Raw genomic sequence first — 13,888 nt, forward strand, 5'->3', positions numbered from 1 at the left:
ATCACAAAGAGATCGCATATGTCGTTAAAAATACGGTTTTTAGAGTTTTTTATCACAAAAACATAACAAATTTTGTGAATAAAAATTTACTATTTTTATTTTTAAAGTTGTCGTCTAGACGACTGTTGAATTCAAATGAAAAGGGTTAATGACTATCTTTTAAATCGATGAAATAGCAATTAAGTTGATTCTAAATCACCTCAAATTCCTAGCTATAATGATTAACTATTTTTATTCACAGTAATAACTTAAAATATGTTAATTAAAATAGCTTTTTAGACTAGGAATTAAAGCAGTACAATTCTTATATTTCCACATACCACAGATTTTACTTTAATGGACGGAACAACACAATATACCGAGGATAATATACGCTCACTCGACTGGAAAGAACACATAAGAATGCGTCCCGGAATGTATATCGGGAAGCTGGGAGATGGCTCTAGTGCAGATGATGGTATTTATATCTTACTTAAAGAAGTTATAGATAACTCTATAGATGAGTATGTCATGGGTGCAGGTAAAACTATCGAAGTATCCATACAAGGAGAACGTGTTATAGTACGTGATTACGGTCGTGGTATACCTCTAGGTAAGGTCGTGGATGTAGTTTCAAAGATGAATACTGGTGGTAAGTATGATTCTAAAGCATTTAAAAAATCAGTAGGTTTAAATGGTGTAGGTACAAAAGCTGTTAATGCTTTATCCTCTTATTTTAGAGTAGAATCTTCTCGAGAAGGTAAAAGTGCTAGTGCAGAATTTGAAAGAGGTGAGTTAACTGGAAAAGATTTTCTAGAAGAAACCACAAGACGCAAGGGTACAAAAATGACTTTTGTGCCAGATTCTGACATATTTAAAAACTTTAAATACAGGCCAGAGTACGTAGTACGTATGTTAAAATACTACGTATACTTAAATCCAGGTCTTACTATTATATTTAATGGTGAGAAATTCTTCTCAGAACATGGTTTAAAAGACCTACTAGGAGAGACTATAACAGAGACAGATAGATTATATCCTATCATACATTTAAGGTCTGAAGATATTGAGATCGCTATGACACATAGTAGAACTCAATATAGTGAAGAATACCACTCCTTTGCAAACGGTCAGAATACGACGCAAGGTGGTACACACCAGGCAGCATTTAGAGAAAGCGTGGTAAGAACCATAAGAGAGTTTTATAATAAGAGTTATGATGCTAGTGATATACGCAAGTCTATAGTTAGTGCCATTGCTATAAAGGTAATGGAGCCCGTTTTTGAATCACAGACTAAAACTAAGTTAGGCTCAACAGAAATGGGAGGAGATTTACCTACGGTAAGAACCTTTATTAACGACTTCATTAAAACAAATCTAGATAATTATTTACACAAGAATCCAGATGTAGCAGAGGCTTTACAGCGCAAAATTATACAGGCAGAAAGAGAACGTAAAGAACTGTCTGGAATTAGAAAGCTAGCTCGTGATCGTGCAAAAAAATCTAATTTACACAACAAAAAATTACGTGACTGCCGTGTACATTTAGGGGATACTAAAAAAGCAAATAATCTAGATAGTACTTTATTTATTACCGAGGGAGATAGTGCAAGTGGATCGATTACAAAATCTCGTAATGTAAACACTCAAGCAGTATTTTCTTTAAGAGGTAAACCATTAAACTCTTATAACATGAGCAAGAAAATTGTTTATGAAAACGAAGAGTTCAATCTATTACAGGCAGCCCTAAATATAGAGGAGAGTATGGAAGACCTGCGTTACAATAAAATAGTAATCGCAACAGATGCCGATGTAGACGGTATGCACATACGTTTGTTATTAATAACGTTCTTTCTTCAGTTTTTTCCAGAATTGATTAAAAAAGGACATTTATATATTTTACAAACGCCACTTTTTAGAGTAAGAAACAAGAAAGAAACTAGATATTGTTACACACCAGAAGAAAGAGCAGAAGCTCTTGCCGAATTAGGTAAAAACCCTGAGATAACTCGATTTAAGGGACTTGGAGAGATAAGCCCAGATGAATTTGTGCATTTTATAGGAGAAGATATACGCCTAGACCCTATCATGCTGGACGACGGTATGAGTATTGAAGATTTATTAAAATTCTATATGGGTAAGAACACACCAGATAGACAGGAGTTTATTATTAATAACCTTAAGGTAGAGCTTGATGTTGTTGAAGATCAGTGATATATAACTTATTATTTAACAATGATTAAATATAAACACATAGTAATAGTAGCAGTGATAGCTGTATTGTTCTATATAATTGGAGCATTATTTAAGATATTGCATTGGGCATTTCCTTTAGGTGAAAACAGTCATTTTGGTGGGCCAGAATTAATTGTAATTTCAGTTATGTTTTGGGCTATTGCTGCTGGGCTGCTTATCTTTAAAGCAATTACTGCTAGAGGTGATGATTTTTTAAATAAATAGTGGTTTAATTAATTCCGCTTTCGCGAAAGCGGAACGATAATAGAATAAACAGTTATTAATTAACTGAAGAGAATTAACTGATAACGGACTAGTGTCCTATGAGTGAAGAAAACGAAGAGTTAGAAAATTTAGGAGAAAACGTAGAAGAGCAATCTACAGAAACCATAACACGTGTCACGGGCATGTACAAAGAATGGTTTCTAGATTATGCCAGTTATGTTATTCTAGAACGAGCTGTACCTGCTATAGAAGATGGTTTTAAACCAGTACAACGTCGTATCATGCAGTCTATGAAAGATTTAGATGACGGTCGTTATAATAAAGTAGCAAACATAGTAGGGCACGCAATGCAGTACCACCCACATGGTGATGCGAGTATAGGTGATGCGATGGTGCAAATAGGTCAAAAAGACTTGTTGATAGACATGCAAGGAAACTGGGGTAATATCCTTACTGGAGATCCTGCTGCAGCATCTCGTTATATAGAAGCCCGTATATCAAAATTTGGTCTAGAAGTACTATTTAATCCTAAAATTACCGAGTGGCAATCTAGTTATGATGGACGTCGTAAAGAACCTATTAATTTGCCTGTAAAATTTCCGCTTTTACTTGCCCAAGGAGCTGAGGGAATCGCCGTAGGATTATCTACAAAGGTCTTACCACATAACTTTAATGAATTAATAGATGCTTCTATAAAGCATTTACAAGGTAAGCGCTTTAAAATTTATCCAGATTTTCCAACTGGTGGAGAGGCAGATATCTCTAATTATAATGATGGTTTAAGAGGTGGAAAAGTACGCGTGCGCGCAAAAATGCATTCTCCAGAAAAGAATAGTATTGTTATTACTGAAATCCCTTTTTCCACAACGACTAGTTCTTTGATAGATTCTATTCTTAAAGCAAATGAGAAGGGAAAGATCAAGATCAAAAAAATAGAAGATAATACGGCTGCAAACGTGGAGATTATGATCCATTTACCAGCAGGTTTATCTCCAGATAAAACTATGGATGCTTTATTTGCATTTACTAACTGTGAGGTGAGTATCTCTCCTTTAAGCTGTGTAATTGAAGATAACAAACCATTATTTGTAGGTGTGTCAGAAATGCTGAGACGCAGTGCAGACCATACTGTAGAATTACTAAAAGCAGAATTAGAAATATTACTACATGAGGTAGAAGAGCAATGGCACTTTGCATCACTAGAACGTATTTTTATTGAAAACCGTATCTATAGAGATATAGAAGAGGAAGAAACTTGGGAAGGTGTTTTAAGTGCCATAGACAGAGGTTTAAAACCTCATATAGGTCATTTAAAACGTGAAATTACCGAAGAAGATATAGCAAGATTAACAGAGATACGTATCAAACGTATTTCTAAATTTGACATAGATAAAGCACAACAAAAAATAGATGCTTTAGAAGACCGCATTGCAGAGTTAAGACACCATCTAGAGCATTTAATCGATTTTGCTATTGATTATTTTGCTAAACTTAAAAAAGATTATGGTAACGGTCGAGAACGTAAAACAGAATTAAAAACCTTTGACGACATCGTAGCTTCTAAGGTGATTATACGTAGTACAAAGCTCTATGTGAATAGAGAAGAAGGTTTTGTAGGTACGGCACTTAAGAAAGATGAGTATGTAGGCGATGTGTCTGATATTGATGACATCATATGCTTTACAAAAGAAGGAACTATGATGGTTACTAAAGTAGATGCAAAAACCTTCATAGGTAAAAACATCGTTCATGTAGCTGTTTTTAAGAAAAAAGATAAGCGTACAATATATAATGTCATTTATAGAGATGGTAAAACAGGACCTAGTTATATAAAAAGATTTGCAGTAACTAGTGTTACACGAGATCGTGAATATCCTATGGGTAAGGCAGATAAAGGTTCGCTCATGCATTATTTTAGTGCAAACCCTAATGGAGAGGCCGAGGTGGTGACGGTAAGCCTAAGGCAGCAAGGTAGCATCAAGAAGATCAAGTGGGATATAGATTTTTCGGACATCTTAATTAAAGGTCGTTCTTCAAAAGGTAATCTAGTAACTAAATATAATATCAAAAGAGTAGATCTTAAAGAAGAAGGAGTTTCTACATTAAAACCACGTAAAATATGGTTTGATGATACAGTGCAACGTCTTAACGTAGATGGAAGAGGTGAGTTATTAGGTGAATTTAGAGGAGAAGATCGTTTATTGATTATAACTCAAAAAGGTATTATTAAAACTATTATTCCTGAGGTTACAGCAAGATTTGACGACGATACGATAGTTCTAGAAAAATGGATACCTAATAAACCACTTACCGCTATTTATTTTAATGGAGAGCGAGATTTGTATTATGTAAAACGTTTTTTAATGGAAAATGAAGAACGTGAAGAGTCCTTTATTCCAGATCATGAAGGGTCGTATCTAGAAGTAGTCTCGACAGATTATAAACCCATGGCCGAACTTGTTTTTAACAAGCCTAGAGGTAAAGAACAACCTGATAATGAAGAGATCAATCTAGAAGAATTTATTGCTATAAAAGGAATAGCTGCCCAAGGAAATATGCTTACTAAGGCTAAAGTAAAGCAAATAAATTTATTAGATCCCATACCTTTTGCACCAGTAGAGGCTATTCCAGAAGAGGTCGTTGAGGAAGAAATAACTCCTAAAAGGGATACTACTGATAGTGATGTTCCTAAAGATCCTAATGCTCCAGATCCTGAAATAGATGATACTGGACAGTCTATTTTATTTTAAGATTATTATAAAATTTTTAAAAGCGATAAATTCTATATTTATCGCTTTTTTTATTTCAATACCGCTTTCGCGAAAGCGAGATAATTACAACTTATAAAACACTTACATTAATGGGGTTATTAAAAGAATTCAAGGAATTTGCAGTTAAGGGAAACATGATAGATATGGCGGTAGGTATCATAATAGGTACAGCCTTCAATAATGTGGTGCAAACTCTAGTAAAGAAAGTCCTATTACCACCCTTATCTTATTTAACAGATGGAGTAAATTATGAAGATAAAAAGTATGTTTTAAGAGAAGCTATTGAAGGAGCTACCGGAGATCGGGCTAAAGAAATAGCAATTTATTATGGAGAGCTAGTAAATGTGAGTATAGATTTTCTAGTAATAGGTTTTACGGTTTTTATAGTCATAAAATTAATGAATAGGTTACGTAATAATGCCCAGGATCCTAAAAATAAGAAAGTCGTAACTCCTAAAGATATAGAATTACTTAATGATTTAAAAGAGTTAATGAAGGAGCAGAATCAATTGTTGAGTAAAAAATAATTTAAAATGGTTTTTTATCTAGCTTTAAAAGTAGGAATACACTTATTATTAGTGATTTAAACTGTTAAATTAACATATTAACGTTTTTATGTTTTTTTTTAATTTGAAATTCAATCTACACCTAATCTAGGGATTAAGTTTGCAGGCGATTAAAATCCCTTCAAATGAAATTTTTATTAAAAGCTATACTTTTATTAATTCCCTTTTTAAGTTTAGGACAAGTAGGTGTTAATACTATAGATCCTAAAGCAGATATAGATGTAGTGGCAACTATACCAAGTTCTCCGACTAGTGAGACTGGTATATTATTACCTAGAGTATCAAATTTTCCAACTACAAACCCTACCATAGAACAAAATTCTATGTTAGTTTACTTAAACACAGCGGTAAATAGAAATATCACAGGATCAGGTGCAAAGGATTATCCTGTAGGTTTTTACTACTGGCATTTTTTAAGCACAGACTGGATAAAACTTGAAGTTAGCGGTAATTCAAATGGTTGGCTTACAGAAGGTAATGACGATACTGTTTCTGGAACAAATTTTTTAGGTACAACTAATGCTCAAGATCTTGATTTTAGAACGAATGATGATCTTAAATTTAGAATGTCACAAACTGGACAATTAGAAGTGTTCGTCAAGGATAAATCTGTTTTCATAGGTTTTGAAGCAGGTGAGTCTTATAATCCTACAGATGGTGGGAGCATAAAAGGAGAGCAAGATGTCTTTATAGGTTATCAAGCTGGTAAAGCTACTACCACAGGTAGAGATAATATGGCGATAGGGACACTAGCTATGACAGATAATATAACAGGTAATTTTAATACTGCTATAGGTGATGAAGCGTTACAAAGCAATACAAATGGTGATGAGAATACGGCTATAGGTAACGACGCAATGAGGTATGGTACCTCAGGAGATAGTAATACTGCTATAGGTGTAGGAGCTTTATCACGTAATAGTGGAGATCGCAATGTTGCAGTAGGAATTGATGCTTTACAAAATAATGGAAGTGGTGATGATAACATAGCTATAGGCGCCGAGGCGTTAAAAGAAAATGATGGTGGTAAGGAAAATATAGCTTTAGGATATAGATCCCAACTAGCTAACTCAGGTGGGCAAAGAAATATATCCTTAGGTAAAAATTCTTTGATTGCAAATACAGGAGGAAATGACAATGTTATAATAGGTGATAATGCTGCTATAGTACTTAGGGGTAGTCAGACGGTTGCTATAGGTGCAGACTCTGGTAAAACACCTACTACAGGAGCAAGTAATGTATTTATAGGTTTTAATGCAGACGCTACTTCGACATCAACAGCTAACTCTGTAGTAATAGGTCACAGGGCTAGAACAACAGGAAATTTAAGTACTGCGGTAGGATTTAACGCTATTGCTACAGGTGCAAGTTCTTTATCTTTAGGTAGTAATTCAACAGCATCTAGTTCTAATAGTATTGCTGTAGGTTCTCTTTCTGAAGCATCTTCTAACGATGGTATAGCAATAGGTAATAGTGCAAAAGCAGATGGTAGCAATGCGCTAACCATAGGTAGTTCTGGAACAAGTACTGGTAATAATTCTGTAACTATAGGAGATACGACAAATAGTAGTGGAAACTCTTCGGTATTAATAGGTAGTAACGCAAATTCTAATGCTAGCTTTACCACTTCTGTAGGTTATAATGCAGATGTTAATGGAGCAAATGGAGTAGCAATAGGTTCAAATACAGATGCAACTGAATCATCAACCGCTGTAGGTAATGCATCACAAGCTACTGGACTAGGATCAGTTGCAATAGCACATAATGCAAAAGCCATAAGAAGTTATGCAATAGCTATAGGTTTTAGTTCTCAAGCTCAAGAGGAAGATGCTCTTGCAATAGGTAGAGATAGTGAGGCAAATGCAGCCAGATCTGTTGCAGTAGGTTTTGAATCTTCATCTACTCAGGTAGGTTCTACCTCATTAGGATTTAAATCTAAAGCAACAGGCTTAGTAAGTACTTCTTTAGGGTCTGAAAGTATAGCATCTGGAAACAATTCTATTAGTTTAGGTAATAAGGCTAATGCATCAAATTTAGATGCTATCGCTCTAGGCTTTAACGCTATCGCTTCTCAAAACGCTTCTATTTCTCTTGGAAAAAATGCTACTTCTACTGGTATTGATGGTATCTCAATAGGTCAAAGCAGCGGTGTTACAGGTAATAGAAATATTGCGATAGGAGCAAATGCAAAAGCAACCTCTAATTCTGAAAATGCCATGGCATTAGGAGCAAATACAGAGGTAAAACACAAAAGATCTATTGCTTTAGGTGATGGAGCGATAACTACTAAGGATAATCAATTAATGTTAGGTAATATTTCAGAAATACAAGCGAATGCAGCAAATATTAAAACTACAGGAACTATAACTGCAAATAGTTATGTAGCTACTGCATCTAGCACTACTTATGCAGATTACGTTTTTGATATCTATTACGATGGTGTTTCTGAGCTTAGTAAGACCTATAGTTTCCCAACTCTAGAAGAAGCAGAAGCCTTCGTTAAAACAAATGGTCACTTAATTGGTGTAAAATCCATAGAAGATATCGAGGCTCAAGGTATGACGGTTAATGTAACTGATACGGCTCTTAAAAATTTAGAAAAATTAGAAGAGCAATTTTTATATATAACAGAACTTAATTCTAAAATAAAAACACAAAATCTAAGAATAGAAGCTTTAGAAAATCAATTAGATAAGGTAAGCGAATTAGAGAAGCGTATAATGGCTTTAGAATCTAAATAAGATTTCATTCTCTCAAAGAGAAAAGGACAGTATCATTCATTGATGTTGTCCTTTTTTTTGTTTCAAACCTTACTTATAATTAATTAAAAGTAATCTGTTTGATGATGAAAATAGTATAAAATGGTTTGTGTTGAATTATTAAAATACAACACAATTATCTAATTGTACGATTTCCTAGTCTTTAAACGGTTTTATAAAAAGGTTAGATTAGGTCACTTCAACCGATTAAAATCACGTTTAATCGCATCTTTATATTTCAGAATTCTCTTTTTTATTAAAAGAATGTAAGGGCATTAGATTGCAGAGAATCAAAACTATTTAAATGAAAACTTTATTAAGATCGTTCTTATTATTTATACCGCTTCTAAGTATCAGTCAGGTAGGAGTTAACACTGTTAATCCTAAAGCAGATTTAGAAATAGTAGCAACGGTTCCAGGCTCTCCTACAAGTGAGACTGGGATATTGATACCTAGAATAAGTAATTTTCCTAATACAAATCCTGGAGTGGCACAGCATTCTATGCTTGTATATTTAAATAATAATATAACTAGAAATATAACTGGTTCTAATGAACTTTATGAAAGAGGCTTTTACTATTGGGATAATAACCTAAGTAACTGGATACCTTTTAATAGCTCATCAAGTAATGTTTCTGAAGGTTGGAAAGTAAAAGGAAATGATGGACTATCATCTGGAACAAATTTTATAGGTACAACAGATGCTGTAGAATTAGACTTTAGGGTTAATAATCAAGAAATATTTAGAATGTCTCAAAAAGGGCAATTTGAAATCTTGTCTAATTTCAATAATATCCTTATCGGTAGAAATGCAGGAGAGAACATTTCTGGAGGTAGAGATAATGTTATCATAGGTCAATATGCAGATACTAACAGTACTGGTTATACAGAGACTGTCATATTGGGTAATAATCTAAAAACTTACGGAAATAATTCTATTTTAATAGGTTCTGGTAGATCTAGAGCTACTACAGACGGTATTTCTATAGGTAGAGATGCTCAAAGTACCGCAACAGAAGCTATATCGATAGGTTACCTGAGTGAAGCTACTAGAAATGGAGCTATAAGCATAGGTAAAGGAGCTGTTACCCAAACTGGTGAATCTATTGCTATAGGAGTAAATGCAAAAGTATCATCTAATTATTCTAGATCAATAGCCTTAGGAGTAAATGCAAATGTGAATAAAAGCAACCAGTTAATGGTGTCTAATGATATTAAAGAAATTAGTGCAGAGCAAGCAACCGTAAGAGCTCGTAATTTTTTGGCAACTGCGTCTAATTCTAATTATGCAGATTATGTTTTTGATATGTATTATGATGGTACTTCTGATCTTAATAAAACCTATAATTTTCCAACTCTAGAAGAGGCAGAGTCTTTTGCCATAGCTAATGGTCACCTAATAGGAGTAAAGTCTATAGAAGATATACAGTCTCAAGGAATGACGGTAGATGTAGCTGAGACGTCACTTAAAAATTTAGAAAAAATAGAAGAGCAGTTCTTGTATATAACAGAGCTCAATTCAAAAATAAAAGAACAAAATAAAAGAATAGAACAATTAGAAGCTCTTTTAAATAAGGTTATTGAATTGAAACAACCTTAAGAAATAGAAAAATGAAAGTTTATTCTTTCTGAATATAAGTTAAGAGCGGTATCCTAGATACTGCTCTTTTTTTTATGTTAAAGATTCGCTTTCGCGAAAGCGGAATATATACCAAACCTGTTTTAAACTTTACACTAATTAAAAAGTCTTAATTATAATAAAACACTCTAACTATGAAAATTTTAAAAATAACTATTTGTGCAGCTGCAGTAGCTATTATGACATCATGTGGCTCAAAAGATGAAGTAGCGTCTAAAACGGCCAACTCTAAGATTTCTAAAGCAACTACAGAATTAATGACTAAAATGGATGCCAATAAAGATGGTAAGTTATCTAAAGATGAAGTAAAAGGACCTTTATCAAATGACTTTGATAAAATAGATACCAATGAGGATGGTTACATAAGTCTAGAAGAATTAAATAATGCACCCAAGCCAGAACGTGGTGGCAACCGTCAGGGGCCGCCTAGAGGTGGTAGATAGTAATATGATAACTCAACATCATATCGCATAAAAAAAAGCGTCAGATACTATCTGACGCTTTTTTAGTTTAATGGAAATGTATTTATGAAGATATATTGTTCTTAGCTTCATTCTCTGCTATCAACTTCTTTTGATAGCGACCTTGTACGACATCCACGATAACTAATACTACGATTACAAAGTAGAAAGTCGTCTTACTCATAGGGACTATTTCATTACCAAAGAATTCTAGATGAGCTAGATGGCCACCTTCAGTTACTAGCATGATACCTACTATAAAAAGTATAAATAACCCTAGTACTTCATACATTCTGTTTTTGTTTAAGAATATAGAAATTCTATCTGCTAAGAATAACATTAGTAAACCACTACATACTATCGCTATAGCCATAATAATAAATGCTACTACAGAGTTTTCAATATCACTAGTCAGTCCTATAGCGGCTAGAATAGAGTCAAAAGAAAAAACTAGGTTCATAATAACGATACTAGTAATTACAGCATTTGCGGTTTTCTTTGATTTGCCATCTGGATTTTCTCCTATAGATAAATCAGGAGAGGAGATCATGTGCCATATTTCTTTAATAGCGGTATAGATTATAAAACCACCACCAGCAAGAACTATAAGGCTATGACCATTAAAAGCAAAGTGCACGATATCATCTATTCCACCAGATAAGAATGAAAAAGGATCTTGGAAAAAGTCAATAATAGAAACCAATACAAAGAGTAAAACGATTCTTAAAACGATGGCTATAAGAATACCCACTTTACGTACTCTTTTCTGGTCTGCCTGAGGAGCTTTCTTAGATTCTAATGAAATGTATAAAAGATTATCAAATCCTAAAACAGCTTGTAATAGGACTAACATAAGTAGGGTAAAAATGTTTTCTAACATTATATAGGGTTGTTTATTGTTTAACGGCAGTTCCTTTGTAAATCTGGTCGCGACCGGACTGCTTAAATTCAAAGGTATATGAATCTTTGCTAGTTGTCAATATTTTAAAGAGGTATGCACGACTTTCTGCATTTGATTTAGGGTCGATAGGAATGACTCTCCATTCACAATCATTAATCCACTCTATTCTCGATGTGTCTACTTTATTTTCAAATCTCTCGATTTGTAAATCTTTGGTTCTAGTAAATTCTGTCTTTAATAGTTTACCACCACTTTCTTGTTCCCATATAAAAGTACCTACTTGAAAATCTGTACAGTCTCTTGTGTTTTCATAACAGCTGGTTAAAGAAAATAGGAGTAGTAAAAATAGAGGTGCATACTTCATGTAATAATTTTTCACAAAGTTAATTCTTGGAAGGTGAGTTATGGTATAAAATATTCAAAACTTCCGTCGTCATATAGTAAAATTACCTTTTGTATATTTTTCCCTTTATTTTTTTTAATAGGTAAAGGGTTATTGTCTGTATAAGGAGCAGAGAACAGGTCGTTAGTCTCTGTAGATATAGGTTCTGTTTTTGTAGTGCTGGGTTCTTTTTGTAAAGGTGTTGGAGCAGGATTGTTTCTTGTAGGTGGAGAGATAGGAGCCTCGTCAGATTTAGGATAAGTACCCTTACCGTTAAGTAACCAGTATAGGTCTACTTCTGGAAATTCCTTCACGGTATTTACTACAAAATCAAGACTAGGTTTGTTACGACCGGACAGTATATGAGAGATAGAACTACGTCCTACATTAATACGTTCTGCAAAGGATGAAGCGTTTAAATCGTTTCTATCCATGATTTTTTGCAATCTTTTTGAAAAATCTACTGAATTCACCATAGGTTACAAAAGTAAACTAAATCAAGTTTACAAATGTGTTTATTATTGTAAACATATCAAAAAGTTACATCTGTATCTATGTACTTATAGTTACTTATGTATAATGTATTACCTTACTTCAGATGCTGTAATAAACTGAAAAATAGTAGTAAATGATTATTAAGAATATTGTTATTGTTAAAATATACTAAATAGAATCGATTGTTACATTAATCAACATCTGACATGTTTCCAATTGTAAACAGACTAAGGCTTGATCTTGTTTACAATTGTAACAAGCGTGGTGTTTACATTTGGAAACAGTAAAGGGTTTACATTTGTATAGTCCGATTACAGTTGTGTATAGGCGATTTTTCAACTCTTATAAACTTTTATCATTTATGCTATCTAGATACTACTCTTACCTTCAATTTGAAGATGCTTTAAAAACGATCTTAGAGACTCTTGGACAAAAAAGCTTGTCAGATATTGAGATAGGTAAATCAGTTAATGGACGTTCTGTATATGGTGTAAAATTGGGTACTGGAAAAATTAAAGTGTTAGTGTGGTCGCAAATGCATGGTAATGAATCCAGCACTACTAGAGCGCTTTTTAAACTGTTTAAAAGCGATAGTTTTAATAGTTTACTTAAAAATATATCATTGTATATTATTCCTATTTTAAATCCCGATGGATCTGAAAAGTGGACACGTGTAAATGCAAATAATGTAGATCTTAATCGAGATGCGATAGATTTAACTCAGCCAGAAAGTCAAATTTTAAGATCTGTTTTTGATGATTTTGCTCCAGATTATTGTCTTAATCTTCATGGTCAGCGTACCATTTTTGGATCTTTAGATGGAGACCAGCCTGCTCAAATTTCATTTTTAGCCCCTGCAGGAGATTTAGAAAAAACCATTTCTCAGGCTCGTTTAAAGTCTATGCAGATTATTAATGCTATCCATGGCCAACTTAATAATAGGGTTAGTGGTATAATAGGTAGATACAGTGATGACTTTAATATTAATTGTGTCGGTGATTATATGACCAGTAAACAGGTGCCTACTGTCTTATTTGAAGCCGGTCATTCTGGAGATGATTATTCTAGAGATCAAGTTACAGACCTTATGTATGAGTCTTTAAAAATAGCTTTTAAGACTATTCAAGATAGTCTCGTTGTAAATGAATCTAATGTGGTAGATGCTTATAACTCTATACCGCATATGAGTAAAGCTTATGTAGATGTTCTAGTTAAGAACTATAGATCGGTATCTGGATTACAGACACTAAGTGTGCAATACCATGAACAGGTTAAAGAAGGTGTCCTTTACTTTGTACCTATATTAATAGGTATAAATAGAGAAGATGTTTTAAACGGTCACAGAGTAATAGATTTAAACGATTTCCCTCATTATAATGACGATTTAATCATTGAAGGAAACCTAGAAATAAGGTCTAAATCTTTGGATATCGAAATTTTTTACTAATAATTTGTGAAATCACGAATTTTGTTAG

The 13,888-nt window shown here is 33.5% G+C and carries 11 protein-coding genes; 8 read left to right on the forward strand and 3 right to left on the reverse strand.

Annotation, left to right across the window (positions count from 1 at the left end):
- Window positions 1-336: 336 nt before the first annotated feature.
- From ACJJVN_RS00300 to ACJJVN_RS00330, 7 genes are all read left to right on the forward strand, one after another.
- Window positions 337-2,193, forward strand: a complete 1,857-nt coding sequence (locus ACJJVN_RS00300) for a DNA topoisomerase IV subunit B (protein WP_104515873.1) — start codon at window positions 337-339, stop codon at window positions 2,191-2,193.
- Window positions 2,194-2,214: 21 nt separating this feature from the next.
- Window positions 2,215-2,439 (forward strand): hypothetical protein, encoded by a 225-nt coding sequence (locus ACJJVN_RS00305; protein ID WP_104515874.1) that lies wholly within the window; start codon window positions 2,215-2,217, stop codon window positions 2,437-2,439.
- A 98-nt stretch (window positions 2,440-2,537) separates the two neighbouring features.
- Window positions 2,538-5,189, forward strand: coding sequence for a DNA gyrase/topoisomerase IV subunit A (locus ACJJVN_RS00310; RefSeq protein ID WP_405376656.1), 2,652 nt, complete (start codon window positions 2,538-2,540; stop codon window positions 5,187-5,189).
- Between the two features lie 110 nt (window positions 5,190-5,299).
- The gene (gene mscL / locus ACJJVN_RS00315; RefSeq protein WP_405376658.1) at window positions 5,300-5,737 is read left to right on the forward strand and encodes a large conductance mechanosensitive channel protein MscL; all 438 of its coding nucleotides are present in this window, start codon (window positions 5,300-5,302) and stop codon (window positions 5,735-5,737) included.
- 164 nt (window positions 5,738-5,901) lie between these two features.
- Complete coding sequence (locus ACJJVN_RS00320) at window positions 5,902-8,517, forward strand: hypothetical protein (protein ID WP_405376660.1); 2,616 nt, start codon at window positions 5,902-5,904, stop codon at window positions 8,515-8,517.
- 322 nt (window positions 8,518-8,839) lie between these two features.
- Window positions 8,840-10,135, forward strand: coding sequence for a hypothetical protein (locus ACJJVN_RS00325; RefSeq protein WP_405376662.1), 1,296 nt, complete (start codon window positions 8,840-8,842; stop codon window positions 10,133-10,135).
- A 173-nt stretch (window positions 10,136-10,308) separates the two neighbouring features.
- Window positions 10,309-10,617, forward strand: coding sequence for an EF-hand domain-containing protein (locus tag ACJJVN_RS00330; protein WP_405376664.1), 309 nt, complete (start codon window positions 10,309-10,311; stop codon window positions 10,615-10,617).
- An 82-nt stretch (window positions 10,618-10,699) separates the two neighbouring features.
- Here the strand turns inward: ACJJVN_RS00330 and ACJJVN_RS00335 are convergent, their stop codons facing one another.
- Genes ACJJVN_RS00335 through ACJJVN_RS00345 form a run of 3 tightly spaced genes read right to left on the reverse strand, consistent with a single transcriptional unit; the run spans window position 10,700 to window position 12,394 of the window.
- Complete coding sequence (locus tag ACJJVN_RS00335; RefSeq protein ID WP_104515879.1) at window positions 10,700-11,515, reverse strand: TerC family protein; 816 nt, start codon at window positions 11,513-11,515, stop codon at window positions 10,700-10,702.
- 13 nt (window positions 11,516-11,528) lie between these two features.
- Complete coding sequence (locus ACJJVN_RS00340; protein ID WP_104515880.1) at window positions 11,529-11,900, reverse strand: DNA topoisomerase IV; 372 nt, start codon at window positions 11,898-11,900, stop codon at window positions 11,529-11,531.
- A 38-nt stretch (window positions 11,901-11,938) separates the two neighbouring features.
- Complete coding sequence (locus ACJJVN_RS00345) at window positions 11,939-12,394, reverse strand: helix-turn-helix domain-containing protein (RefSeq protein WP_405368165.1); 456 nt, start codon at window positions 12,392-12,394, stop codon at window positions 11,939-11,941.
- A 380-nt stretch (window positions 12,395-12,774) separates the two neighbouring features.
- Here ACJJVN_RS00345 and ACJJVN_RS00350 point away from each other — a divergent pair, with 380 nt between their 5' ends.
- On the forward strand, window positions 12,775-13,860 hold the full coding sequence (locus ACJJVN_RS00350) for a M14 family zinc carboxypeptidase (RefSeq protein WP_405376666.1): 1,086 nt from the start codon (window positions 12,775-12,777) through the stop codon (window positions 13,858-13,860).
- Window positions 13,861-13,888 lie beyond the last annotated feature (28 nt).

The sequence above is a fragment of the Nonlabens sp. Asnod3-A02 genome, from assembly GCF_045063755.1.
Taxonomy (GTDB): domain Bacteria; phylum Bacteroidota; class Bacteroidia; order Flavobacteriales; family Flavobacteriaceae; genus Nonlabens; species Nonlabens xylanidelens.